This is a genomic window from Maricaulis sp. W15, assembly GCF_001924955.1.
Taxonomy (GTDB): Bacteria; Pseudomonadota; Alphaproteobacteria; order Caulobacterales; family Maricaulaceae; genus Maricaulis; species Maricaulis maris.
Genome location: NZ_LQXG01000012.1, coordinates 150,968 through 175,947, shown reverse-complemented (window position 1 = coordinate 175,947; position 24,980 = coordinate 150,968). Strand labels below are relative to the sequence as shown.

At 64.6% G+C, this 24,980-nt stretch carries 25 protein-coding genes; 10 read left to right on the top strand and 15 right to left on the bottom strand.

What is annotated here, in order from left to right:
- Positions 1-210 carry a cold-shock protein gene (locus AWH62_RS06225; RefSeq protein ID WP_075189621.1) on the bottom strand — a complete coding sequence of 70 codons (210 nt, stop codon included), beginning with the start codon at positions 208-210 and terminating at the stop codon, positions 1-3.
- A gap of 255 nt (positions 211-465) precedes the next feature.
- Here AWH62_RS06225 and AWH62_RS06220 point away from each other — a divergent pair, with 255 nt between their 5' ends.
- Together AWH62_RS06220 and AWH62_RS06215 are read left to right on the top strand one after the other, a co-directional pair.
- The gene (locus tag AWH62_RS06220) at positions 466-801 is read left to right on the top strand and encodes a DUF1778 domain-containing protein (protein ID WP_075189620.1); all 336 of its coding nucleotides are present in this window, start codon (positions 466-468) and stop codon (positions 799-801) included.
- Positions 789-1,286: a GNAT family N-acetyltransferase gene (locus AWH62_RS06215; RefSeq protein ID WP_075189619.1), complete on the top strand. Its 498-nt coding sequence runs from the start codon at positions 789-791 to the stop codon at positions 1,284-1,286. The genes AWH62_RS06220 and AWH62_RS06215 overlap by 13 nt, the downstream gene beginning before the upstream one ends.
- Before the next feature lie 368 nt (positions 1,287-1,654).
- Here the strand turns inward: AWH62_RS06215 and guaA are convergent, their stop codons facing one another.
- Positions 1,655-3,214, bottom strand: coding sequence for a glutamine-hydrolyzing GMP synthase (gene guaA, locus AWH62_RS06210; RefSeq protein WP_075189618.1), 1,560 nt, complete (start codon positions 3,212-3,214; stop codon positions 1,655-1,657).
- Positions 3,215-3,442: 228 nt separating this feature from the next.
- On the opposite strand from guaA, the gene AWH62_RS06205 reads away from it, so the two are divergent.
- The 4 genes from AWH62_RS06205 to AWH62_RS06190 all read left to right on the top strand — a co-directional run bounded on the left by AWH62_RS06205 (position 3,443) and on the right by AWH62_RS06190 (position 6,948).
- Positions 3,443-4,030, top strand: coding sequence for a YceI family protein (locus AWH62_RS06205; protein WP_075189617.1), 588 nt, complete (start codon positions 3,443-3,445; stop codon positions 4,028-4,030).
- Positions 4,031-4,118: 88 nt separating this feature from the next.
- Positions 4,119-5,177, top strand: a complete 1,059-nt coding sequence (locus tag AWH62_RS06200) for an acyltransferase (RefSeq protein WP_075189616.1) — start codon at positions 4,119-4,121, stop codon at positions 5,175-5,177.
- 129 nt (positions 5,178-5,306) lie between these two features.
- Positions 5,307-6,107, top strand: coding sequence for a sulfotransferase (locus AWH62_RS06195; protein WP_075189615.1), 801 nt, complete (start codon positions 5,307-5,309; stop codon positions 6,105-6,107).
- Positions 6,100-6,948, top strand: a complete 849-nt coding sequence (locus AWH62_RS06190; protein ID WP_075189614.1) for a sulfotransferase — start codon at positions 6,100-6,102, stop codon at positions 6,946-6,948. Before AWH62_RS06195 ends, AWH62_RS06190 begins: the two co-directional genes overlap by 8 nt.
- 202 nt (positions 6,949-7,150) lie before the next feature.
- On the opposite strand, the gene AWH62_RS06185 is transcribed toward AWH62_RS06190, so the two are convergent.
- The 5 genes from AWH62_RS06185 to AWH62_RS06165 form a co-directional block, all read right to left on the bottom strand.
- Entirely contained in the window at positions 7,151-8,464 is a 1,314-nt protein-coding gene (locus AWH62_RS06185) for an RsmB/NOP family class I SAM-dependent RNA methyltransferase (protein WP_075189613.1), read from the bottom strand.
- Between the two features lie 39 nt (positions 8,465-8,503).
- Positions 8,504-8,872, bottom strand: coding sequence for a DUF3088 domain-containing protein (locus AWH62_RS06180; protein ID WP_083635043.1), 369 nt, complete (start codon positions 8,870-8,872; stop codon positions 8,504-8,506).
- A complete protein-coding gene (locus AWH62_RS06175) occupies positions 8,869-9,285 on the bottom strand; it encodes an MAPEG family protein (protein ID WP_075189612.1) in 417 nt (138 codons plus the stop codon). Before AWH62_RS06175 ends, AWH62_RS06180 begins: the two co-directional genes overlap by 4 nt.
- A 119-nt stretch (positions 9,286-9,404) precedes the next feature.
- Positions 9,405-10,874 (bottom strand): IMP dehydrogenase, encoded by a 1,470-nt coding sequence (gene guaB, locus AWH62_RS06170; RefSeq protein ID WP_075189611.1) that lies wholly within the window; start codon positions 10,872-10,874, stop codon positions 9,405-9,407.
- 350 nt (positions 10,875-11,224) lie between these two features.
- Positions 11,225-11,938, bottom strand: coding sequence for a DUF4336 domain-containing protein (locus AWH62_RS06165; protein WP_075189610.1), 714 nt, complete (start codon positions 11,936-11,938; stop codon positions 11,225-11,227).
- Between the two features lie 180 nt (positions 11,939-12,118).
- On the opposite strand from AWH62_RS06165, the gene AWH62_RS06160 reads away from it, so the two are divergent.
- Complete coding sequence (locus AWH62_RS06160) at positions 12,119-12,535, top strand: biopolymer transporter ExbD (RefSeq protein ID WP_075189609.1); 417 nt, start codon at positions 12,119-12,121, stop codon at positions 12,533-12,535.
- Positions 12,536-12,633: 98 nt separating this feature from the next.
- On the top strand, positions 12,634-14,685 hold the full coding sequence (locus AWH62_RS06155; RefSeq protein ID WP_075189608.1) for a bifunctional diguanylate cyclase/phosphodiesterase: 2,052 nt from the start codon (positions 12,634-12,636) through the stop codon (positions 14,683-14,685).
- 41 nt (positions 14,686-14,726) lie between these two features.
- Here the strand turns inward: AWH62_RS06155 and AWH62_RS06150 are convergent, their stop codons facing one another.
- Positions 14,727-15,557 (bottom strand): RlmE family RNA methyltransferase, encoded by an 831-nt coding sequence (locus AWH62_RS06150; protein WP_075189607.1) that lies wholly within the window; start codon positions 15,555-15,557, stop codon positions 14,727-14,729.
- Positions 15,554-16,561, bottom strand: a complete 1,008-nt coding sequence (locus tag AWH62_RS06145) for a Ppx/GppA phosphatase family protein (RefSeq protein WP_233128265.1) — start codon at positions 16,559-16,561, stop codon at positions 15,554-15,556. Before AWH62_RS06145 ends, AWH62_RS06150 begins: the two co-directional genes overlap by 4 nt.
- 344 nt (positions 16,562-16,905) lie before the next feature.
- Between AWH62_RS06145 and hspQ the strand changes: the two genes are divergently transcribed.
- Positions 16,906-17,241 (top strand): heat shock protein HspQ, encoded by a 336-nt coding sequence (gene hspQ, locus AWH62_RS06140; RefSeq protein WP_075189605.1) that lies wholly within the window; start codon positions 16,906-16,908, stop codon positions 17,239-17,241.
- 437 nt (positions 17,242-17,678) lie between these two features.
- Here the strand turns inward: hspQ and AWH62_RS06135 are convergent, their stop codons facing one another.
- The 3 genes from AWH62_RS06135 to AWH62_RS06125 all read right to left on the bottom strand — a co-directional run bounded on the left by AWH62_RS06135 (position 17,679) and on the right by AWH62_RS06125 (position 20,095).
- Complete coding sequence (locus tag AWH62_RS06135; protein WP_075189604.1) at positions 17,679-18,686, bottom strand: fumarylacetoacetate hydrolase family protein; 1,008 nt, start codon at positions 18,684-18,686, stop codon at positions 17,679-17,681.
- Between the two features lie 111 nt (positions 18,687-18,797).
- The gene (locus AWH62_RS06130; protein WP_075189603.1) at positions 18,798-19,427 is read right to left on the bottom strand and encodes a carbonic anhydrase; all 630 of its coding nucleotides are present in this window, start codon (positions 19,425-19,427) and stop codon (positions 18,798-18,800) included.
- A 194-nt stretch (positions 19,428-19,621) separates the two neighbouring features.
- Complete coding sequence (locus tag AWH62_RS06125) at positions 19,622-20,095, bottom strand: hypothetical protein (protein WP_075189602.1); 474 nt, start codon at positions 20,093-20,095, stop codon at positions 19,622-19,624.
- A gap of 100 nt (positions 20,096-20,195) precedes the next feature.
- Between AWH62_RS06125 and AWH62_RS06120 the strand changes: the two genes are divergently transcribed.
- The gene (locus AWH62_RS06120; RefSeq protein ID WP_075189601.1) at positions 20,196-21,104 is read left to right on the top strand and encodes a LysR family transcriptional regulator; all 909 of its coding nucleotides are present in this window, start codon (positions 20,196-20,198) and stop codon (positions 21,102-21,104) included.
- A gap of 31 nt (positions 21,105-21,135) precedes the next feature.
- Here AWH62_RS06120 and AWH62_RS06115 read toward each other — a convergent pair whose 3' ends face one another.
- The 3 genes from AWH62_RS06115 to pbpC all read right to left on the bottom strand — a co-directional run bounded on the left by AWH62_RS06115 (position 21,136) and on the right by pbpC (position 24,980).
- Complete coding sequence (locus AWH62_RS06115; protein ID WP_075189600.1) at positions 21,136-22,206, bottom strand: isoaspartyl peptidase/L-asparaginase family protein; 1,071 nt, start codon at positions 22,204-22,206, stop codon at positions 21,136-21,138.
- A gap of 66 nt (positions 22,207-22,272) precedes the next feature.
- Complete coding sequence (locus tag AWH62_RS06110; protein WP_143742959.1) at positions 22,273-22,794, bottom strand: hypothetical protein; 522 nt, start codon at positions 22,792-22,794, stop codon at positions 22,273-22,275.
- Positions 22,795-22,913: 119 nt separating this feature from the next.
- The gene (gene pbpC, locus AWH62_RS06105; protein ID WP_075189598.1) at positions 22,914-24,980 is read right to left on the bottom strand and encodes a penicillin-binding protein 1C; all 2,067 of its coding nucleotides are present in this window, start codon (positions 24,978-24,980) and stop codon (positions 22,914-22,916) included.

Sequence of the window (24,980 nt, the reverse complement as noted above, 5' to 3'; positions counted from 1 at the left end):
TTAAACGGTCTGAAGATTTTCAGCCGCGTTCTTGCCGGAGCGCTTGTCCTGGACGACTTCAAAGGTCAGCTTTTGACCTTCGCTGATCGTCGACAGGCCCGAACGCTCGACAGCAGAGATGTGCACGAAAACGTCGGTCGAGCCATCATCCGGCTGGATGAAGCCAAAACCTTTGGAAGTATTGAAGAACTTAACGGTACCAGTAGCCATGACGAGATCCTTTTCAATCAGTCACATTTGGGTGGGCCCCGCCGACCGCGTGTCGACGAATGCCCGAAGTGTCGAAATTTGAAAGGGAAGAGCGTCAGGAAGGCGACAAGTCGCGCCCGGAAGATTCGGCAATCAAGTTCGAGTGAGCGCTATATGGGGGTTGTCCGGGGATTTGGCAAGGCAAATCGCTTTGGGGGCGGTCAAAGGCAAGTCGCATGTATTGACAATGTATATACTGATGATCAAATTCATGGCATGACCAAGGATCGCCAATTTCCCGGCAAGGCCAAGCCTGGCACCCCGCTGGCCGTCTCCGATCAGGCCGGGACGACCAAGGGCAGCATCAATCTTCGCATTGAAGGCCAGACCCGGACGCTGATCGACGAGGCCGCTGCCTCGCTGGGCAAGTCGCGCACCGAATTCATGATCGACACCGCCCGCAGCCGCGCCATCGACGTCCTGCTCGACCGCAGGCTGTTCACACTCGACCCGAATGCCTTCGACGCCTTCGCTGATGCGCTGGAGGCTCCCGCCGAGCCTGGCGAGAAACTGACCGCCCTGATGCAGCGCCGGCCGGCATGGAGGGCCTGAGCGCGCCGCAAGCGATCAACGCGGCGCACGATCTCGCCGCGTTCGACTGCGGCGAGCCGGTCCTTGATGACTGGCTCAAACACCGCGCCCTGAAGAATGAGAGCCGTTTTTCGCGGACCTATGTCGTGTGCGAGGGCAACACGGTCGTCGCCTATGTCAGCCTGTCCGCCGGATCCGTCGAACGAGCCGCAGTGCCCGGCAAGCTCCGCCGCAATGCACCGGACGCAATCCCGGTGGCGATCATCACGCGCCTCGCCGTCAGCCGCAGCCACTCCGGCCAAGGCCTCGGCCAGGACCTCCTCGCCGACGCCCTGCGCCGCATCGCCATCGCCTCACGAACCATCGGCATCGCCGCCGTGCTGGTTCACGCCAAGAACGAGGCGGCGAAACGCTTTTATATACGGTGCGCCGAGTTTCTGGCCTGGCCAGCGGATGGTCGGGTGTTGTTTTTGCCGATGAGTGTGGTGGTGAAGGCGTTGCGCTGAAGAAAGCGGCCCCTGCACTCACCATCACCAACACCATTTTCCCGGAAGCGTCAGCGCTATCCGGGACCTACGGGAGATTCAGCGCTTCAAGGCAAGTCCGGTCGGTCCCGGGTCTTCGCCCGGGAAAAATGGCGTGTGGGATTGGGGGGAGGCGAAAGGCATTGAAAGCGCGCGCGCGGCGCAAGCTCAACCATACATCCCTTGCCGGGAGAAAGCCGTATCCGGTTCTTGAGCTCAAGGGTTTCAACCGCGAAGCGGCGCTGCGCGCCCTTGAGCTCAAGAACCGGATACGGCCCGCTGGCTGACAAGGGATTTATGGATCAATCTGCGCAGGCGCGGCCTTCAACCCGAAGGAGGCGTGCTCGCCCCTACTCCCACTCAATCGTCCCCGGCGGCTTGCTGGTCACATCATAGACCACCCGGTTCACCCCGCGTACTTCATTGATGATCCGCGTCGCGACGCGGCCCAGGAAGTCGTGGTCATAGGGGTAGTAGTCGGCGGTCATGCCGTCGACGGAGGTGACAGCGCGCAGGGCGAGGACGGCGTCATAGGTGCGTTCATCGCCCATCACGCCCACAGTATTCACCGGCAGCAGGACCGAGAAGGCCTGCCAGATCTCGTCATAGAGACCCGCCTTCTTGATCTCCTCGATATAGATCGCGTCGGCCTTGCGCAGGATGTCGGCCTTTTCCTTGGAGACGGCGCCGGGGATGCGGATGGCGAGGCCCGGTCCCGGGAAGGGGTGACGGCCGACAAAAGCGTCCGGCAGGCCGAGCTCACGGCCCAGCGCGCGGACTTCATCCTTGAACAGCTCGCGCAGCGGCTCGACCAGCTTCATCTTCATGCGCGCCGGCAGGCCACCAACATTATGGTGCGACTTGATGGTGACCGAGGGCCCGCCATCAAAGCTGACGCTTTCGATGACATCGGGATAGAGCGTGCCCTGGGCGAGGAAATCGGCGCCGCCGGCCTCCTTGGCCTTCTCGTCGAAGACATCAATGAACAGGCTGCCGATGATCTTGCGCTTCTTCTCCGGATCATCGACGCCCTCGAGGGCGGTCAGGAACAGATCCTCGGCCTCGGCATGGACGAGCGGGATATTGTAGTGCTCGCGGAACAGGGTGACGACCTCATCGGCCTCGCCCTGGCGCATCAGGCCAGTATCGACGAAGACGCAGACCAGCTGGTCGCCGATGGCCTCGTGCAGCAGCACCGCCGCGACCGAGCTGTCGACCCCGCCGGACAGGCCGCACAACACCCGCTTGTCACCAACCTGTTCGCGGATCTTGGCGATCGCCTCATCCTTGAAATTGGCCATCGACCAATCCCCGGTCAGACCGGCGATCTGGTGGGTGAAATTGTTGAGCAGAGCCGCCCCACGCGGCGTGTGCACGACTTCCGGGTGGAATTGCACGCCGTAGAAACGGCGTTCCTCATCGGCGATGGCCGCAAAGGGCGCATGGCCGGACTTGGCAATGACCTTGAAGCCTTCGGGCAACGCCGCGACGCGATCGCCATGGCTCATCCAGACGCGTTCCTCATGACCGATCGGTCCAAAACCGGCAAACAGCGGGCTGTCCTCGATCAGGGTAATATCCGCCCGCCCGAACTCGCGTTCGTCGGAGGCTTCGACCCGGCCGCCCAGCTGGGCGCACATGGTCTGCTCGCCATAGCAGATGCCCAGCACCGGAATGCCGCGTGTGAAGACGGATGCATCGGCGCGCGGAGAATTGTCCCAATGGGTGGAATGCGGCGAGCCTGACAGGATGATCGCCTTGGGATCGTAGGCATCGATGAACGCGGCATCGGCGCGGTTATAGGGGTGGATTTCGCAAAACACGCCGCTTTCGCGGACACGGCGCGCGATGAGCTGGGTCACCTGGCTGCCGAAATCGATGATAAGGAGTTTGTCGTGTTGATCAGTCATGGGCGTTCGCACCCGCGCGCGCAGGTGTCCCGGAGGTCAGATTGTGGGGAGATGGCAGAAACATCTGTCAGCATGTGGCCCGATAGCGCGAGTCAGTCCGCTTGACCAGTCCCGGGCGACGCCGGACCTGCGCTTTGGCAGATTTTGCCCGGAAAACCGGCCGGCGGGCTTGAACCGGACCTCAAGCACGCGCAGGTAAGGCAGGTGCCGCTGCCAAGGAGTGCTGTCATGCGTCTGCCCGCCCTTCTCAGTCTTGTTGCCTTGCTTGCTGCTTGTTCCCAGCCGGTTACCGGCGCCGACTGGCGGCTCGACAGCGAGGCTTCGCACCTGGGCTTTGTCTCGATCAAATCCGGCGACGTCGCCGAGGCGCATCACTTCACCGGGCTTCGCGGATCGGTCGACGGCCAGGGCCGGGCCGAGCTGGTCATTGACCTCGACACGGTCGCGACCGGCATCGATATCCGCAATGAGCGCATGCGTGAGCATTTTTTTGAAACGGGTGAATTCCCGCAGGCGCGGATCACCACCACGCTCGACCTCGCAGCCTTGGCCGATCTGGACATTGGCGAGCGTCGCCCGCTGACGCTCGAGGCGGTAATCGACCTGCACGGGGCCTCGGCCAATATACAGGCCGACGTCATGGTCACCGATATTGACGGGCATAATGTGCTTGTTGAAAGCCACGGACCGGTCTTGTTGCACACGGCTGATTTCGGCCTGACCGACGGTCTCGCGACCTTGCAGGACCTCGCCGGTCTGCCCTCGATCACACCGGTCACACCGGTCACCTTCTCTCTGGTTTTCACGCGCGGCTGATCATCCCGCTTGGCGAGACACGGTGGCCCGGGTCAATCTTGCGCGAACAACCGGTCGCGCGATGATCGGCCCGCTGACCGGAGTTTAAATGCCGACCGCCCGTCCCCACGCCGAGATCATCGAGCTGCAATACCTGCGGGCGATCGCTGTCATGATGGTCGTGGTCGGCCATCTGCACCAGGCCGGAAGCCGGTTTCTCGGAGCCGACGGGTTCGGACCCGTCGGGTTTACCGGATTTGCCGGCGTCGACGTGTTCTTCGTCATTTCCGGCTTCATCATCCACACGCTCTACCGTCAAGCCGACGGCCCGTCCCTCGCCTTCGGGCTGAAGCGGTTGAACCGGATCTTCCCGCTCTACTGGATTTTCACGGCGCTGGTCGCCATCGGTTACATGCTGATCGGTGACCAGTTGGGCTTTGCCGATCAGTCCATCGATTGGGTAACCAGCCTGAGCCTGCTGCCCACCGGTCAGCCGCCACTCCTGCTGGTCGGCTGGACGCTGACCCATGAGCTCTACTTCTACCTCGTCTACGGGCTTGCGCTCTTCCTGCCACGACGCTGGAGACTTGCGGCGGCGGGCCTGTGGGCCGGGCTGACCCTTCTCGCCATGACCGATATTCTGCGCCCCGGCCCGCCTTGGGCAGTACTGGCCCTGAGCGGCTTCAACCTGCAATTTCTCGCCGGCATCGTGCTGGCAGAATTCCGTGACCGGCTACCGAGCATGCGCGGTGCGGCCAGCCTGCTCGCCGTGCTGGGCTTTGCACTGGCCGCCGTCTGGACCGGACGCTTTGGCATTGACGGTCTGGCCCACGCGGACACCCGGGCGATGATCTTCGCCCCGCTCGCGATTGGTATCGTCGCTGCAGTTCTGGCCTGGCAACCACGCTGGCCACGCGGCGTCGCGGCAGTCGGTGACTGGTCCTATGCCATCTATCTCGGCCACCTTTTGGTCATCAGCGTGTTGGCGCGTCTGCTGCCCGATCTCATCCCCGGCGCACTGCCGGGCCTGCTGGTATTGTATGCGACCGGCCTGACCGGCAGCATCGCGCTCGGAGCACTGGCCCACCGCTGGGTCGAGCGGCCCTTATTGGTCGCGGGAAAGCAGCTGATCAGCCGCGTCAGTCGGCCCGGACGACCGCGAACCTAGCGACCGACAGACACGGGACTCGGTCAGGTTACGCCTGCATGAACTTTCCGTAACACATTGAACTATTGTAACTTATTCCGCAGTCGATCGACTGGTAATCCGTGCTGACAAGTCCTCCCCGGATCGGTCATGCAGTACGCTGTCGGAAAATCTCCCATCTTCATTGGCGGCGCGCCGCGCTCCGGCACGACCTTGTTGCGCGCCATGGTCAATGCCAGCCGCAATATCGTGTGCGGCCCGGAAATGCGGATCATCCCGGCGCTGTGCCATCTCGCCGAACAGATCGAAACCGGCCAGGCCGACATGCTGGAACGTGGCTATGGCCTCGACCGGCAGGCCCTCAATGATCGCTTTGCCCGCACCATCGACAGCCTGCTCGCGCCCCTGCACGCCCGCACCGGGGCCCGCGTCGCCGAAAAGACCCCGGCCAATATCCTGCACTTTTCCCGCCTGCGGCAGATATTCCCGGACAGTCCGCTGATCGGCATTGTCCGCGATGGTCGCGACGTCGTTGCCTCCCTCCTGTCGATGGATTGGACTGATGGCAGCACCGGCCAGCCAATGGCGATCACGCGCGATGCCGAAGCGGCCGCCCGCCTGTGGTGCGCCAGCATTGATGCCGGCCGTCGGATGCACGGTGATCCGAATTATTTCGAGCTGCGCTATGAGGCACTGGTCAGCGATCCGGCCGGCACGATTTCCCCCTTGTTTGACGCGCTCGGCGAGGACGACGCGGCCAAGGCCCGAGCCCTCGATCACGCCCGCGAGTTTGACGCCGCCGCCGGCACGGCTGAATCCAGCGCCGGACGCGTCGCCGGTCCGGTCGACCGCCGGGCCATCGGACGCTGGCAGCAAGACCTCGACACCGCCGAGCGCGACACGGTGATGCGTATTGCCGGCCAGCATCTGGCTGATTTGGGCTATGTCTGACACGTCCGGCGCAGCGGCGCGCCGCGACGGGGCGGGCCTGATTTTTGCCGGTGGCTGCCCGCGTTCCGGCCTGACCGTGCTGCGCCGCCTGATCGAACCGCACCGCCATGTCCATTGCGGTCCCGACACCGGCCTGCCGCCCTCGATCGCCATGCAATGGCAGAATTTCGCCCGTGAGCTGGGGCCGCTGCACGCCCGGGATTTCGATCTCGGCGCCGAGGACATGCGCCAATCCATGGCCGAACTCCTGACCGGCATGATCAGCGCACCGTTGGATACACCGGGGGTCGAGGTCCTGGTTGAAAAGACCAGCCTCAATGTCGCTGCCTTTGATCCACTCGGACGCCTCCTGCCGCAGGCCCGCTTCATCCATGTCGTGCGGGATGGCCGCGATGTCGCCAACTCCCTGCTCGCCCGCGACTGGCGCGACCCTCAGGGCCGCCCCTTCCCGCATGTCAGCGATCCGGGCGCGGCGCTGAAATACTGGACCGACCTGACCGGTATCGGCCTCGCCGCCGAACGCAGCCTGGCAGGCCGTATTTGCCGCGTGCGCTATGAAGATCTGGTGACCCGACCCAAAGCGACCATGACGACGCTGATGACCTTCCTCGGCTTCAAGTTCGAACCGGCCCAGCTGCACTTCGCCACGAGACGCATCGAGCTGCACGGGCTGGAACACGACAGCGTGCCGCTGATCAACCAGCCCCTGACCCGGCGACGGGCGGGCGCGGGTTCGGCGCTGGATGGGCAGGTGACCGCGGCAACGCGGCAAAGGCTGACCGAACTCGGATACGGGCCGCAGGCGACCGCCGGTAAACGGCGGCGCAACGGCTGGAGATAGTTTTCATGGCAGGCGGAGCGAGCTGCGACGACCTTGCCATTTGCTGGCCACAGACACGCCGCAGAGAGCGCCCCGATGGCCTATTGCGGTGTGGTGCCCGCGCTCACCGCGGCACTGGGGCTAGCATTCGTCTCGGCCTTCAACCTTCACGCCCATGCCGACCTGAAAACGCCCTGGTGAGTCGGTATCACTCAGCCGTCCATCACCCCACCCGCTCCATCACGCAGATGTAAAACCCGTCCGTGTCCGTCCGACCCGGCGAAAGCTGCAGCGCGCCGTGTTCGGTGACGCAAGGTTCCAGCAACGCCTCGGCGCCGTCGCCCAGGCCGCCCGACTGGACCAACACGTCCAGCACCGGCACCGGTTTGAAGCCCTCGACCTTGTCGAGGAAGGCATTGACCCGGTCACCGTTTTCTTCCGGCAGGACCGAGCAGGTGATGTAAACAAGGCGGCCGCCCGGCTTCACATAGCGATGACCGCGTTCCAGCACGATGTCCTGTTCGGCCATGCGCTTTTCCAGCGCCATGGGCTTCAACCGCCATTTGGCGTCGGGGCGGCGGCGCCAGGTGCCGGTTCCGGTACAGGGGGCGTCGCAGAAGACGACATCCATTTTCTCAACAAAGCCGCCCAAGGCCTTGTCTTCGCTATCGTCGTGAACCTGGACATTGCGCACATCGGCGCGCTTGAGACGCGGCCAGATGGCGCGCAGCCGGCGCCAATCAATGTCCCAGGCATGGACCTGTCCGGTATTGTGCAGCAGGGCCGACAGGGCGAGCGTCTTGCCGCCGGCACCGGCGCAATAATCCAGTATCTGCTCGCCTGCACGGGCGCCCGAAGCCAGGGCCGCCAGCTGGGAGCCGATATCCTGGACCTCGACCCAGCCCTTGCCATAGGCGGGAATACTCTCGGCCGCCGCCGACTTGCCGCGCGGGTCGCGCTGCGGAATTCGAATACCTGAGCGCACCAAGGGGCTATTTTCAGCCGCTTTCAGTTTCGACGATACCTCTTTGAAAGCACGATCAAAATCGACTTTCGCTTCATTCACCCTGAGATCGACCGGTGCCCGCGAAGAGAGCTTGCGCCCCTCTTCCGCCGCCGCCTCACCAAAGGCCCGGATCAAGCTTTCTTCCAGCCATTCCGGCACGTCACCACGGATATGAAGCGGCGCGTCGGAAATGTCCCGAGCCAAGCCCTCGCGCTCGGCATCGGTCAGCTTGTCCGGCGCGTGGTCATCACCGTCGAACATGGCGTCAATGGCATCGGCCTCGATGCCCCAAACCCGACCGACCGTGCCGATCGCCAGCGTGCGGGGCGCATCATCTTCCATCGCGTAGGCGGTCGAGGACTGGTGACGCAGCGCGTCGAGCACCAGCCCGCCAATCCAGGCCCGATCGCCCGAGCCGGCAAAGCGGTGCGCCTTGCCCCAATCGCGCACGGCGTCCTTCACTGGCTGGTGCTGGGTCTGGAGCGTGTCGAGAATCTCGATGGCCGCGGCAATGCGTGCGCCGTCTCTCATGTCGGATATCCGTCTTGTAGGGGCGCACTCGGGCGCGGTTTATTTCGGCTGGGCGCCGGTATAGCACGCCGCCAGCTGACGGCAGATGGCCTTGGGGTCGGTGTAGATCCGGCGCCCGTTCACAACCGCCTCCGGCTCGACATGGGCGGTCGTGTCATCGGCCAGGATGAGCGTCGGCGCATTCTGATGGTCCGCGTCCAGCAGCGCCACGATCTCCGCGCGCGGACGGGCATAGTCGATCCGGACCAGCGTGACAGCGTCCACCCAGTGCGAATTGACTTTGAGCGCGCCCTCCATCGTGCAGCAATCGGCGCACAGCCAGGGACCGCCATCGGCGTCGTCCCAGGCGCCGGTCAGCAGGAAGAGGATGTCCTGGTCGGTCTCGATCATCGGCTGGTCCTGTGTCATCGGGTGAAGATCCCGACCGCCAGCGTGATCCAAAAAGCGAGCAGAACGAAGACGCCAGCAGCAAAACTGTAAAAGCGCCAGCGCAGATTATTGCTGGTGGTGTGGATCACGGCATGGATGATGCGCAGCGCCGCCCAGACCCAGGCCAGCGCCACGAGGACCGGGCCACCCAGGCCCAGCACAAGCGCCAGGATGATGCCGACGAAGAACAGCGTCGGTGTTTCCATCTGGTTCTGAAACGCGTTGGAGACCTGCTGAACCTTGCGCGGCCAGGCGCGCTGGCCGAGCACGATATCGGCCGGCTTGACCTTTCCGGACCCGACCGCGCCGGTGCGCATCAACGCATTGGCGAACAGCAGGACAAAGGTCAGGGCGACTTGCACCAGAAGCGGATAAATCAAAGCGTCAGACATCAGGCTTCCCCTTGGAAAAATGGATGGAAACGGGGTAGTCACCCCGCCACCAACCGGCAATCTCCGCCCGGGCATGGCCTCCATGCGAAGATGGCGGCTTGCCCTCACCGGCTATCTGTTCAGCTCGTCGTCGGATAATTCGGCGCTTCGCGCGTGATCTTGACGTCGTGGACATGGCTTTCGCGCAGGCCGGCATTGGTGATGCGCACGAATTGCGCCCGCTCATGCAGGTCGGCAATTGTCTTTGAGCCGGTATAGCCCATCGCGGCACGCAGACCGCCGACCATCTGGTGCAGGATCGGTCCGACCGGGCCCTTATACGGCACCTGGCCTTCAATCCCTTCCGGCACCAGCTTCATGCGCTCGGTATCCTTCTGGAAATAACGGTCGGCAGAGCCGGCCGCCATGGCGCCGAGGGACCCCATGCCGCGATAGGATTTGTAGGACCGGCCCTGATAGAGGAAGACCTCGCCGGGCGCTTCCTCCGTCCCCGCCAGAAGCGAGCCGACCATGACGCAATGGGCGCCGGCGGCGACCGCCTTGGCCATGTCACCGGAGAATTTGATGCCGCCATCGGCGATGATGCAGGCATCCGTGCCTTCAGCGGCGCGGCGGGCATCCATGATGGCGGTCAGCTGCGGCACGCCGACACCGGCGACAATCCGCGTCGTGCAGATCGAGCCTGGCCCGATCCCGACTTTCACGCAGTCCGCCCCCGCCTCGATCAACGCCTTGGCGCCGTCATAGGTCGCGACATTGCCGGCCACGACACGGGCCATGCTGGAGGATTTCTTGACCCGGGTGACCTGGTCGAGAACCGACTGGCTCTGGCCGTGGGCGGTATCGATCACGATCACATCGACCCCGGCATCGATCAGCGCCTCGGCGCGCTCGAAACCGCTATCCCCGACCGTGGTCGCCGCCGCACAGCGCAGCGCGCCCTGGGCGTCCTTGGCGGCATTGGGGAAGGCTTGCGCCTTTTCCATATCCTTGACCGTGATCAGGCCGATACAACGGTCTTCGTCATCGACAACCAGCAGGCGCTCGATGCGGTGCTTGTGCAGCTTGGCGCGGGCTTCGTCCTGCGAGGCGCCGACCTTCACCGTGACCACGTCACGGGTCATCAGATTGCCGACCTTCTCATTGGGATCATCGGCGAAGCGGACATCGCGATTGGTGATGATGCCGACCAGCTTGCCCGGGCGAGCCGGCGTGGCGCCTTCAACAACGGGAATGCCGGAAATCCGGTGCTGGGCGATCAGGGCGCGCAGATCGGCGAGTGTCGCATCCGGCGAGATCGTCACCGGATTGACCACCATGCCGCTCTCATAACGCTTCACCCGCCGCACTTCCTCGGCCTGTTCGGCAATGGTGAGATTGCGGTGGATGACCGCGAGGCCGCCAGCCTGTGCCATGGCGATCGCCATGCCGCTCTCGGACACGGTGTCCATGGCGGCGGCGAGCATCGGAATCTTCAACGCGACATCGCTGGCCACACGCGTGGAGACATTGGCATCGGCGGGAAGAACTTCGGACGGGCCCGGTTGCAAGAGCACATCATCGAAGGTGAGACCTTCACGAATCTCCATGGGAGACTCCTCATTGCTGCTTGCGGCGCGGCAATAGAATGGATTCGAGCGTGTGGCAAGGGAGGGATGCGGGCCGTCGCGGAAATGTCGCGATGTGGGGGAGAGCAACACGCGTTCGTGGAGCGAGTCCGGACACCTAGTTCACCAGCGCGCGTCCCGCGCAAATCTCGCCATACATTGCTTGCCAGCCAGCAGACCGCAGTGACTTCGCGTCGTCAAGGCCGCCTTCGGCGCCGCGAAGCGGGCATGCGCCTTGACGGCGCGAAGTCACTGCGGCGAAATCTCTGCAAGGAAAGAATGGGGCGGTCAGCGCGCCGCGCCAGCCCTCACAAGGGCGGCCGCCCCCCGCCCTAACGCAACCAGGCAAAGGCCCGCGTCAAAAACGCCTGCGCATCGTCCCGCACCGGCTCACCATGCGCAAACAGGACGGTTCTGGCCGGCCAGGCGAGGATGCGGTCGATGGCGGCGCGCGCGCGCTTCCGGTCGCGGAAGGCGAGACGGAATTTGCCGGGGACGGCGGGCGCTGGCCCGGTCATCCGGTCCCAGCGCGCGACCCAGCGTCGCCAGCCGGAATACCAGTCGTCCGGCAGGTGCTGGATCAGGTCGGTGAAGATCGCCGTGCCGCTGGCCCGGTGAAAGAAGACGACTTCGGTGGTGATCCGGTTGCCGGGCACGACGATCTGATCGATCTGTCCGGCCCAGGCCGGATCGGCGGTGTCGGTCAATTCGGTGTCGAATTTCAGATCCGGGAGTTGGGCCGCCATGCCCGGCGCGCCGTGCAGGCGGGCGGCGGGATAGGCGGACTGCCAGTCGGACAGGGCGAGATGGTGCAGGCTGTTGGGCGCCACGATATGGGCGACCAGGCCGAGCGCGTCGATCTCGCGCTTACGGGCTTCGTTCAGCGCCACCGGCGACCACACCCAGAGCCGGTCATCATCGAGGCGGATAACCACCATCCGCGTGGGGTAGTGAAATCCCGCTGCGGCTGTGACGACGTCGCCGGACGCGGTCCAGATCCCGTCTGACAGGCGCTGCAACGTCGAATTGTCCGTTGTTGCGGCCATGTGGTCACGCTAGGCACCGGGTGGCCTGCGGGCAAGCTGCCGCGAACACACGCCCGGTTGCCGCCCTAATACGGCCCGCAAATAACCTTCCCGCCTCCCCGCTATCGCCTTGCGCGAGCGCTGCAGTAACAGCGCGCCGGGTGAGGCTGGCGCGTTACATCGGCCAATGGGGAGGCCCGCATGCGCAAGCGCTTTCGCAAACGCGACGACCAGGCAGAGGTCAACATGACCCCGATGCTGGATATCGTCTTCATCCTGCTGATTTTCTTCATCGTCACCGCCACTTTCCTGTCCGAGGAGGGCGTCGATATGCGTCCACCGCCGGAATGCGAGGGCGCCGGGTGCGATGCGCCGGACCGACCGGTCATCCTGATCCAGGTCGATGGCGACAACCAGATCTTCGTCAATCAGGACCGGACCGATATCGAACGGGTCCTGGCATCCATCAACCGCCATCGCGCTGAAAACCCGGAAAGTGCCGTCTTGCTGGAAGTCCATGACGAGAGCGATCACGGTGTCGTGGTCCGGATCTGGGATGAGATGGGCGCCAATGGCGTACCGGTGTCGATTCAGCGGACGGAGCCGGCGGCAGGCTGACCACGCCTATGCCCACACACAATCTGTGGGTTTGAGGCGACCAAATTTTAACGCCGCGACGCTAGAAGACGTCGTCATCGCTATAGTTAGGGAGCGATATGCGCGTCTTTACCTGCCTGTTCACGGAACACAATCTCTGGCTTGTCCTGCTGGCGGCTGCGATGTGCGCCACCGGCTCGGTCGTGACCATGCATCTCTATCGCCGCGGCCTGAGCACGCGCGGTGCCGAGAAGTCCGGCTGGCTGTTCCTGACGGCGGTCTGCGCTGGCTCCTCGATCTGGGCGACCCATTTCATTGCCATGCTGGGCTTCCAGCCCGGCGTTCCGGTGACGTTTGACGCCACGCTGACCCTGGTCTCCATGATCCTGGCGATTGCCGGCACCGGCGCCGGCCTCGCCTTGTCCGGCATGCGATTCAGCCGCCATGCCCCGGCCATCGGCGGCTGTGTGTTCGGTCTCGCCATCGCCGCGATGCACTTCACCGGCATGTTTGCTTATCGCGTCGATGGTCTGGTCGATTGGGATCAGGCCTATGTCACCGCCTCGATCGGACTCGCGGCCGGCCTGGCTGGGATGGCCTTCTGGGCAGTTGAGCGCTGGAAGAACGGGCCAGCGGTTTTCATCGCACCGGGCATCCTTGTTGTCGCGATTGTCGCCCTGCATTTCACGGGCATGGCAGCCTTCGTCGTCACGCCGATTGCCGGCATGGAAGTGGGCGCCGACAGTGCCGCCTTCCGGGCCATGGCATTGTCTGTCGCCGTGGCCGGTATGGTGATCATCGGGACTGGCGTCACCAGCTATCTGATCGATCACCGCACCCGCGAGGAAAGCGACGAACAATTGCGCCACATGGCGCTGCATGACCCGCTGACCGGCCTCGCCAACCGCACCAGTTTCAACACCTATCTGGACGCCCGCCTCGCCAGCCCGGACGCGGACGGCGTGGCCGTGGTCGGAATCGACCTCAACCGGTTCAAGGAAATCAACGATGTCTGGGGACATGAGGCCGGCGATGCCGTGCTTTGCGCCCTCGCCGAGCGGCTCAAGGGCCTGGCCGGCCAGACCCATTTTGCGGCCCGTCTGGGCGGCGACGAATTTTGCGTCGTGCTGAACGCGGAAAACCGCATTGCCCTCCAGGAGCGCGTCGACACCATTGAGCAGATGTTCGCGACCCCGGTGAGCTATGGCGAATACGAGTCCGCCACGGGTGCGAGCATCGGCGTCGCGGTCTTCCCGCATGATGGCGCTGATCGCGACAGCCTGGTCCGCAATGCCGACCTGGCCATGTACAAGGCCAAGATGGATCCGATGCTGGACGTCTGCTTTTACGACACCGAACTCGGCGACGAGGTTCGCGAACGTCGCGCCATGGCCAATGATCTGCGCCATGCGATCGAGAATGACCAGTTGCACGTCCATTATCAGGTCCAGACATCGATCGGGACCGGCGAAATCCGCGGTTATGAGGCGTTGCTCCGCTGGACCCATCCGCGCCTCGGCGCGATCGGCCCCGACACCTTCATCCCGCTGGCCGAGGCCAACGGGCTGATCCTGCCACTGGGTGAATGGGTGATGCGACAGGCCTGCCGGGACGCGGCGTCCTGGGACAATGATCACAAGGTCGCGGTCAACCTGTCGGCGGTGCAGCTGACCCATTCGGGCCTCGCCCGCCAGATCCAGCAAATCCTGCTGGAAACCGGCCTGCCGGTGAAGCGCCTGGAAATCGAGCTGACGGAAACAGCGCTGATCAAGGACAAGGTGCAATCCATGCACATCATGCGTCAGATCAAGGCGCTCGGCGTGTCCGTGGCACTGGATGATTTCGGCACCGGCTATTCCTCGCTCGACATCCTGCGCACCTTCCCCTTCGACAAGATCAAGCTCGACAAGTCCTTCACCGGCGAGCTGGAAAGTGACCATCGTTCGCTGGCCGTGGTGCGCGCCATCCTGGCGCTGGCCAAGAGCCTGGGAATTCCGGTCCTTGCAGAGGGCATCGAAACGATGACGCAGCTCGACCTGCTGCGCGACGAGGCCTGCGACGAGGGTCAGGGCTTCTTCCTGGGACGCCCGGCGCCGATGGATATCCTGGCCGAGACACCGGCATCAGACATCGTGCTGGCGGATGCCGTGCCCAAGAGCAGTACGGCGTAGACGCACACCATCGCTAATCGTCAGTGGCGTCGGTGGCGCCCCTACCGCTTGAACCCCATCGCCACCACAAAGGTTTCCGCACTTTCCGAACGGCTGGCGTCGGGCTTGAAATGGCGGACTTTCTCGAAATTGGCTTTCAGGAAGTTCAGCAATTCGCCGTCCGATCCACCCTGGAAAACCTTGGCAATGAAGAAACCGCCAGGCGTAAGGGTTTCGGCGGCGAAATGCGCGGCGAGCTCCGCAAGGGCAACGATGCGCAAATGGTCGGTGCTCTTGTGGCCGGTCGTCCACGGCGCGAGATCGGAGATCACGGCGTCGGCGGCGCCGCCCATCTCCGCCTTGACCAGAGCCGGCGCGTCATCATCGGTGAAGTCTTTTTCCAGCAGGGTCGCGCCGGCAATCGCCTCGATTTCCAGCAAGTCGATACCGACAACTTCCGAGGCGCCCGCCTTCAGCGCCACCTGCACCCAGCCGCCCGGCGCCGAGCCGAGATCGACCACGCGCATGCCGGGCTTGAGCAGTTTGAAACGCTCGTCCAGCTGCAGCAGCTTGTAGGCGGCGCGCGAGCGATAGCCCTCCATCTGGGCTTTCTTGACATAGGGATCATTGAGCTGGCGCTGCAGCCAGCGGGTCGAGGAGGTCTTGCGGCCGCGCGCCGTCTTGACCCGTTCAAACATCTGCTTGGCAGCCCGGGCGTCGCCGCCCTTCTTCATCGGACCGGACTGGCGACGGCGACGCTTGTCGCTGCTGCCCCAGCCGGGAAGTTCAGCATTGCTGTCGGCATCGCGGCCCTCGCCGGCAGCCTCGTCCTTGCCGCCCTGATCCTTGGGCGGGGTCGGCTCGTCCGGCGGTGTCTTGTCGTCGTCGCTCATTCGTCCGATCCCGTGGTCTGCGTCGCCGGGGTTGTGCTCTCGCCCTTGCGGCGACGGCGCCTGCGCTTCTTGGACTTTCGCATCAGATTGAGCAACATGCCTTCGCGCAAGCCCCGATCGCCCACACGCAAGCGTTCGGCCGGCCAGAGTTCCGCGACGGCCTCATAGATGGCGCAACCGGCAAGGACGAGCTCGGCCCGGTCAGTCCCGATGGTCGGCTCCTGGGCACGGCCATGAATGTCCAGCTCACGCAGACGCTTGCAGGCGTCCAGCGCTTCCTCGCCGGTCATCCACAACCCATCCACCTTGGAGCGGTCATAGCGTGGCAGACGCAAATGGACACCGGCCATCGAGGTGACCGTTCCCGACGTTCCCACCAGATGGGCCCGACCTTCGCGGAACAGCGGCCGCATCGCCTTGGCACCGCGCGGCGTCTTCATCAGGTCGCGGGCATAGGCCTTCATCTCGGCATACCATTCAGCACGATCGCCCTCGCGTTCGGGAAAGCGCTCCGACAGGGTGACCACGCCGACCGGTGTCGAGGTCCAGGATTTCATCGGCGGACGGCCGCCGCTTTCGCGGCCGCCACGGCGTCGCCATTCGGCGAGGTCGACCCAGGACAGCTCGGTCGAACCGCCCCCGATATCGATGACCAGGGCCGCTTCCTTGTCCTCGTCGAGCAAGTCGACACAGCCATGCACGGCCAGTCGCGCCTCTTCCTCGGCAGAGATGAGATCAAAGGTCAGCCCGGTCTCGCGCTCGACCCGGTCGAGAAAGTCCTGGCCATTGACCGCCATGCGGCAGGCCTGGGTGGCGATGGAGCGATGCTTGACCACATTCTGGCGCCGGATCTTGTCGGCACAGACTTTCAGCGCTTCGACAGCCCGGTCCATGGCGCCCTCGGAAAGCGCACCGCTGCCGGTTATCCCCTCACCGAGGCGGACAACGCGAGAGAAGGCGTCGACGACATGAAAACTGCTGCCCGAGCGCTGCGCCAGGAGCATGCGACAATTATTCGTACCCAGATCAATCGCGCCGTACACGGGAGATGGCGCGCGTTTGCGCCCTCTCCGCTTGCGTGCGGCGGCGTCCTTGCCCGGAGAGCCCCGGGACGATGGCTCCGCCATGATATACCTCTTGCCGACCGGCGCGCCGCATCCGGGATCGGGAGGCGCGGCTCGAATCGGGCTGATCACAATGTTGGTTGCAGGATACAAGGAAGCGTCGGCCCTGCAAGGATGCGTGACCGATGGCAGCGCAGGCCGTAGCTTATTGCTCGAAACACCCTAAATATGGGCTGCCGCGCGAGGATGGTCCGCGCCGGCAGATTTGTGTCAGAGTGTTGAGCATGATCGTTCGCGACGCCAAATTCGGACTCGGCGATGTGGTACGCCACCGCCTTTTCCCCTTCCGCGGGGTGGTGGTCGATGTTGATCCCGAGTTCGCCAATACCGAGGAATGGTACGAGTCCATCCCGGAAGATGTCCGCCCGTCCAAGGACCAGCCCTTCTACCATCTGCTGGCGGAGAATGATGAGAGCTATTACGGCGCCTACGTGTCCGAGGGCAATCTCCTGCCCGACGCCGAGAATGGCCCGGTCGAACATCCGCAGATTTCCGAGGCCTTCGAGGGCTTTGACGGCACCCGCTACCAGCTGAAAATGACGCCGGACCAGGCGCACTAGGTCATCACCCATCCGAGGACCGACGCGCCTCGGCCTCGTTTTCCCTCCAGCCCGGCCATCCCCATCGACCGGCTGGACAAGGTCCCCCGGACAAGCCGAGGGATGACAGGGATTTGAGGATATGGCTGGTAAAAGAAAGGCTGGCGCAGCGCGCCCACCGAGCCATAATTCCCTTGCCGAGCGAAAGCCGTATCCGGTTCTTGAGCTCAAGGGGCATGCCCGCGAAGCGGCGCCTGCGGCGCCCTTGACCTCAAGAACCGGATACGGCCCGCTGGCTGACAAGGGATTTAAGGACAGCTCCGCGCGGCGCGCCGGATTTTGGATGCCCGTCCCCGTCTTCCCCACGCGAACCAGCAAATCGCTGCCGGCAACGAAAAGGGCGGGACCACCGCCCCGCCCCGTTCATGTCTTGCTGAGTCCATCCCCCGACCGGCAGATCAGGCCTTGACCACTTCCTGTTCGATCGCGCCGAAGATGGACTTGTTGTCCTTGTCCCGCATCTCGATGCGGACAGTGTCGCCATATTGCATGAAAGGCGTGCTTGGCTTGCCGTCATTGATCGTCTCGATCATGCGGATTTCGGCGATGCAGGAATAGCCCACGCCACCTTCGCTGATCGGCTTGCCCGGGCCGTCATCAAGCTTGTTGGACACCGTGCCCGAACCGACAATCGTGCCGGCGGTGACCGGTCGCGTCTTGGCCAGGTGGGCAATCAGCTGGCCGAAATCGAAGGTCATGTCGATGCCGCACTCGGCCTTGCCGAACAGCTCACCATTGTACTTCACCAGGAGCGGCAGATGCAGCTTCTTGCCGTCCCAGGCCTCGTCCAGCTCGTCCGGCGTCACCGCGACCGGCGAGAAGGCGCTCGGCGGCTTGGACTGGAAGAAGCCGAAGCCCTTGGCCAGCTCGCCCGGGATCAGCCCGCGCAGGGACACGTCATTGACCAGCATGACGAGGCGGATCGATTTGGCGGCATCCTCGACCGAACAGCCCGCCGGCGCGTCGCCGGTGATGACGGCGATCTCGCCCTCCATGTCACAGCCCCAGGCCGTATCACCCAGCGGGATGTCGGCGCGCGGCGCCAGGAAGGCGTCGGAGCCGCCCTGATACATCAGCGGATCGGTCCAGAAAGTGGCCGGCATCTCGGCATTGCGGGCCTTGCGGACCAGTTCGACGTGATTGACATAGGCCGAGCCGTCGGCCCACTGAAAGGCGCGCGGCAACGGCGACAGGGCCTCGCGTTCATGGAAACGCTCGCGCGGAATGGTCTCGCGCTCGAGCTCGTCGGACAGTGTGCGCAGCTCCGGCTCGCAGCGCGCCCAATCATCAAGTGCCGCCTGCAGGGTCGGGGCGATCTGATGGGCGTCGGCACACCAGGCGAGGTCCTTCGACACCACGACGAGGCGACCATCGCGGCTATCCGATTTCAGTGTTGCGAGTTTCATCCGGGTTTCCCTGTGGCTTGTGCCCTGTGGCTTGTGAATGGTTCCGGTCCGTTCCCGACCGGTTGATCTTCGCGGAATTGACTGGCTGGCAGCGCCCACGGCCTGACGAGGCTAGACCGGATGGAATTGCCCGTCTTCCCCCATCCACTCCAGCACACCGTCATGGATGGAGAAGCGGGCACCGTGCAATTGCAGCCCCCGTTCGGCGATGGCGCGCTCGACAAAGGGGAATTGGTGCAAGCGTTCGATGGAGTGGCGGATCGAGTTGAGTTCCAGCGCCGAACACAGTGTTTCACTATCCGCACCGGCATGGTCTGCGTGAACTTCGGCGCGGGCCGACTCGAGCGGCTCCAACCACGGGCCGAGATATTTGAACGACAGCGTGTCCAGCCCGGCGACACTGGCGGCAACACCGCCGCACTGGCCATGCCCCATCACCACGATATGGTCGACACCGAGGGCGCTGACCGCAAACTCGATGGCGGCCGAGACGCCATGTCGCCCACCATCATCATCGCGCGGCGGCACCAGATTGGCGACATTGCGGACGACAAAGAGATCGCCGGGCCGGGCATTGAAAACCACCGCCGGATCCACGCGACTGTCGGAACAGGCGATGATCAGCGTGTGCGGATTCTGGCCCTTGGCCAGTTCGGCATAATGTTCGCGCTGCGTCTTGTACTCATCGCGGCAAAAATCGCGATAGCCATCCAGCAGCTGCTTGGGCGGGAGGGTCGTCATGGCGTATCCCCTGCGTCAGGCCGGCGCGTGCCGGTCGGTCACATCGATACCGCCGTTTTAGTTGCAATCGAAACCATTTAGAAGCCTGCGACCGCAGCCGCCGCGCGAGCCTGGCTGCCAGCGACAAAAAAGCGGCCGGGGCAGAACACGCCCCGGCCGCCAGTCTGTGCAGCTTACAAACCAGTCTGGGAGGATCAGCTTGATGTCATGCACGTAAGCAGTGCGAGATTCGCAGCCACTTCGTCCTCACCGGACGACGCCGCATTGGCGGCCTGGAAGTCGGCAGCCGCCGCATCGCGATTGCCGGCCAGCCAATGAGCCGCGCCGCGATTGTTGAGTGCGCGCCAAGCGCCGTCATTCAGCTCGAGCGCCGAATTGCAGGCCGTCACGGCGGCTTCGAACTCGCCGTTCCCGGCATAGCCGGCGCAGAGGTTGGAATAGGCGGCGATCTTGTTGCGCGAGGAGATGCCAGTGTCGACGAGGCCTTCACCGATATGGACTGCATTTGCCCATTCACCACGCTCGACGGCGTTGTACTGGGCGCGCACGGTGCCATTGGCGGTGCGGTGACCGGCAAGCGCCGGTTCAGCATCGCAGGACTGCGCAAACGTCATGGGGGTTGCGGCAACAGCCAGTGTTGCAGCGAGCAGGATGGTACGCACGATCATTCCCTCCGAATATGAGCAGTGCGGTGAACACTGTTTATATTTAGAACGAAGTTCCGCGAATGGAATTGACGATATCATGATCATCGGAATACAAATTCGTATGGATGACTGGTCTGATTATCTCGTCTGCCTCGCTGTATCCGAGGCTGGCAGCCTGACCGCCGCAGCCCATGAGCTCGGGGTCAGTCAACCCACGGTGACGCGCCGCCTGCAGGCGCTGGAATCGCGATTCGGTGAGCCCCTGTTCGAGCGCGAGCAAGGACAGACAAGGCTGACCCCGCTGGGCCAGCGGGTCGTCGCTCACGCCGCCCGCATGCGCGACGAGGCCTCGGCCATCGAACGCGCCGCCATGGCGCAGGACCAGTCACTGTCCGGCCTGGTCGTGGTCTCGGCCTCCGAAGGTCTGGGGGCCGACTGGTTGCCGCGAGCGCTTGTGAGTTTCCAGGTCGCCAATCCCGGTATCGGGATCGACATCACGATCAAGAACAATTCGGCCAATCTGGCTGACCGTGAAGCCGATATCGCCCTGCGCTGGAACGGACCGGGCACCCAGCAAAGTCTGGTCGGTCGCCGCGGCGCCACGGTCGGCGCCGGCCTCTATGCCTCGCGCACCTATCTGGACAAGCATGGCCGACCGCAAGTGGTCGAGGACCTGGCCGACCATGCCGGCGTGGGCTGGTCGATCGGCGATTATTTCGGCTGGCCCGCGACAGCGGCCGGCGCCCCTGTTCTGCCGCGCCATGTCTCCTTCAAGTCGAACAGCCCGGCCAGTCATGTCAAAGGGTTGGAGGCCGGCTTCGGGGTCGGCGTGACCTCGCATCGCCTCGCCCGCAGCAGCGCCGAGCTGGAGCGCATCCTGCCGGATTTCGAGAGCTCGCTGGATTTATGGGTGGTGGCCCATGAAACCGTGCGCAAGAGCGCGCGGGTGCGTGCGGCCTTCGACCACATCATCGCGCAAATGAAGGCCGACGCGGCCTATTTCAGCCGCGGCGAGCCCTCGATTCTCTAGCCCCGAAACGCCATCTGACAAGCGGTGCGCCTCAGTCCTCGTCGCCATAAATGGCAACCACCGCCTCACCGCCCTCGCTCTGGCGGGCCCGATACATGCCCGGCGTGTTGAAGCTCCAGGCGATCTCGCCGGCAGGGGTCAGCGCGACAATGCCGCCATCGCCGTCCAGCGCCCTCAGCTCGTCCATGATGACCTGGTCGGCAGCGGCCTGCAGACTCAGCCCTTGCAGCTCCACGAGAGCGCAAACCCGGCTGGCGACCGTGAGGCGGATGAAGTATTCGCCCGTGCCGGTAGCCGACACACCGCAACTGGCATTGTTGGCATAAGTGCCCGCCCCGATGATCGGACTGTCGCCGACCCGGCCCCAACGCTTGGCGGTGGTGCCACCGGTCGACGTCCCGGCCGCGATATTGCCGGCGCGATCAAGGGCCACCACGCCGACGGTTCCAAAACGATGCTCGCGGGCATCACGCTCGAGCTCGCCATGATCGACCCCGGCGGCCGCAGGCGCACCCTCGGGCCGCGCCGGAATGTCGAGCCCCAGCGCACCGAGGGCCTGTTCCATCGCCGCCCATCGGCGCTCGGTGAAGAACCAGGCCGGCGGCACGATCTCCAACCCCTGCTCGCGGGCAAACGTCTCGGCGCCCTCACCCTGCAGCATGACATGGCGCGAATTGTCCATCACGGCGCGGGCCAGCGAGATCGGGTGGCGGACCTGGGTCACACCCGCCACGGCACCGGCATTGAGTGTGGCACCATCCATGATCGAGGCGTCCAGCTCATTGCGTCCGGCAGCTGTGAATACAGCGCCCCGACCGGAATTGAACAGGGGATCGTCTTCCAGGCCATGGATGACGGCCTCGATCGCGTCGAGCGCACTGCCATCACCGTCGAGCACCGCTTCACCGCGCGCCAGCGCGGCGGCCATGGCGGCGCGATATTCGGCTTCGCGCTCGGGCGTCATGGCGCCGCGCTCGATGACGCCGGCACCGCCATGGATCACGATGGCCCAATTGGCGCTGTCATCGGTCTGGGCGTGCGCCGCTGTCGTGTGGCCAAGCGTGCTGGCCGCTAGGGCGACCGCAATGAGATAACGCAGCATGATGAAGTCCCTCCCCTAATTCGGGCGAAGCTTCTCGCGCCCGGCCCGATGGGGCAAGGGAAGGGTTCAGGCGGAGTCGACGCAGAGCGGGCGCATGCCGACCAGGCTGGCATGGCTCAACCCGCCCGCCGGACGGTCAAAATAGAGCTGCAGCCCCTGCACCGTCCAACCGCGCTCGCACCACACAGTGCGAAACTCGGTGACGCAATTACCCACGCGCGCAGTCACCGCCTCGCCGGAAAATGTATAAAGCCGCACCGCCCCGACCCGGTCGGTCGCTGTAAAGCAGGCCGCCACGCCATTGACGCGTTCACCGGCATCGAGAATCCCTGACCCTGCCTCGGTGACATGGCGCTGCGTGACACGTCCGAAACAATATTGCGCCGCCCGCGGTGGCGCATCGTGGAAGAAGGCGCGAACCTGGCAGGGCCGATGGCGGCGTACTGCGATCTGCAAGCCATAAAAATCATGACCGGACAGGGCGATCAGGCTGGTGTGATAATCGGTGGTCTGCCCGAGCACCATTTCCTCGCCCTCACCCGCACGGCCAAGGCTCAACACCAACGAAACGAGTAGACTTGTCAGCATGCAATATCGGTCTCCTGATCGCGTCAACCTAGGCGCTCAATCGGGCTTTGTCCGCACACACATCAATCACAAGCGCGTGCGCATGCTCACGGTCAATGCGGCGCCCTGATTGTGCGCGATCATTGCGCGCGTCGGGCGGCGCCGCGAACGCGGACGCTGACCTCGGTCGCACGGCCGCGCTCGTCGACAGCACTGACCAAATAGAAGCCCGGCCCCGGTGGCACCCAGACCGGTTCGCCCAACGCATTGTGGCCGACCGCACGGCCATCGGCATACCAACGTAGCGGCCCCGGCGCCTGGGCTGCCAGGATGAAACCGCGTCCGGCATGGTCCGACCATACTTCGGCCCCATCGGGCGGGAACAGGATGTGCGGCGCCCTGTCCTGGCGGAAGTCGGCGAGGGTTTGCGGTGTGTCGTCAGGCAAGGTGTCGGACTCCCCCTCGACATCCATGCCGGCATCCGGCCCGGATTGGCTGATCCCGTCAGCAATGCGGAACAGGACCGGCAGCGCCACATCGCGACCGGTCACACCTTCGCGCGGCGCCCCGTCGGCCCGGCCCGACCAGACCACGATGGTATAGCGCCCCGCCACACCGGCCGCCCACGCGTCGCGAAAGCCGTAGGAAGTGCCGGTCTTGAAGGCGATGTCGGGCGCGCCGCGCGCCAACAATGCCGGCATGCGACCGCCCGGATGCGGCGCCCGGCGCAGCACGGCGAGGATTTCAGCCGCCGATTCCGCTGACAGGATCTGGAAGGCGCCCTCGTCGCCGACGGGGGCACTCGCCTCGTCCTCGAACCAGACCAGCGGCCGGGCCGCGCCACCATCGCCCAGCGCGGCATAGAGCGTTGCGACTTGCCGCACGGTCAGGCCCGCACCGCCCAGCGCCACCGCCAGCCCGCTATCCTGACCGGCCTGGCGCGGTCGCAGGGGCGAGGCACCGGCAAAGCCCAGCGCCGCATTGAAACGTCGCGCGCCAACCCCGTCCAACGTCGTCACGGCGGGAATGTTGAGCGAGTGCTGCAGCGCTTCAGCAATCGTCACATCGCCGCGGAAACGGCGATCGAAATTATCGGGCTGATAGCCGGAAAAGCGGCGCGGCAGGTCGGCGATGCGTGTGCCCGGCGCAGCAATACCATCATCAAAGGCCATGCCGTAGATAAACGGCTTCAGGGTGGATCCGGGCGAACGTGGCCGATCCGTCAGATCGATCCAGCCTCCCGGGCGCCCCCGGCTGGCCGACCCGGCCAGAGCGCGCACGGCCCGGCTTTCGGTCTCGATGATGATGGCCGCAAATTGCACATCATTCCCGGTCTCCGGCAATTCGGCGGCCAGGCTGTCCTGCAACATGAATTGCAGCGCCCGGTCCACCGTCGAGACATGATTGCGGACCTCGGGGCGCGCCGCGACCAGGGCCTCGGCCACATGCCAAGCTTCGGCCGGAAAGGCGCGACGCGTCGGAGCCGGATCGTTCACCGCATCGGCCGAAGCGGTGGTGCGCGCCAGTCCGACCGCCGCCAGACGGTCAAGCACCCGGCCTCGGGCGCGGATCGCAGTGTCCGGCCGGCGGTCGGGGCGACGCGCTTCGGGCGATTGCGGCAAGGCGATCAACATGGCGATCTGGTCAATCGTCAAATCATCCGGCTCGCGCCCGAAATAGGCCCAGCTGGCCGCCCGCACCCCTTCCAGATTGCCGCCATAGGGGGCCAGGGTGAGATAGAGCTCGAGAATTTCCGCCTTGCTGAGACGCAATTCCAGCTGCAGCGCCCGCGCCATCTGGATCAGCTTGGCCCCGAATGTCCGCTCGCGCGGCTCGATCAGGCGGGCCAGCTGCATGGTGATGGTCGATCCGCCGGACACGATCCGGCCGGCCATCACGCCGTCGCGCGCGGCGCGGACCAGGGCCGGCAGGTCGATGCCCCAATGCTCGAAGAAGCGCTCATCCTCATAGACAAGCAAGGCCGCAACGAAATCCGGGTCGAGCTGGTCGAGATCGGCGGCCAGGCGCCAGCGCCCCTCCTCGACCGGAAACGCACGCAGCACCTCACCATTGCGGTCACGGACAACGGCCGAAACCGCCCCCGGCGATGGCAGCGGCGGCGGCAGGGCACGATCCAGCGCCAACAGCCCGACCAGCGCCACCAGTGGCGCCAGGATGAACCAATATGCCCGCCCCAGTCCGAACAT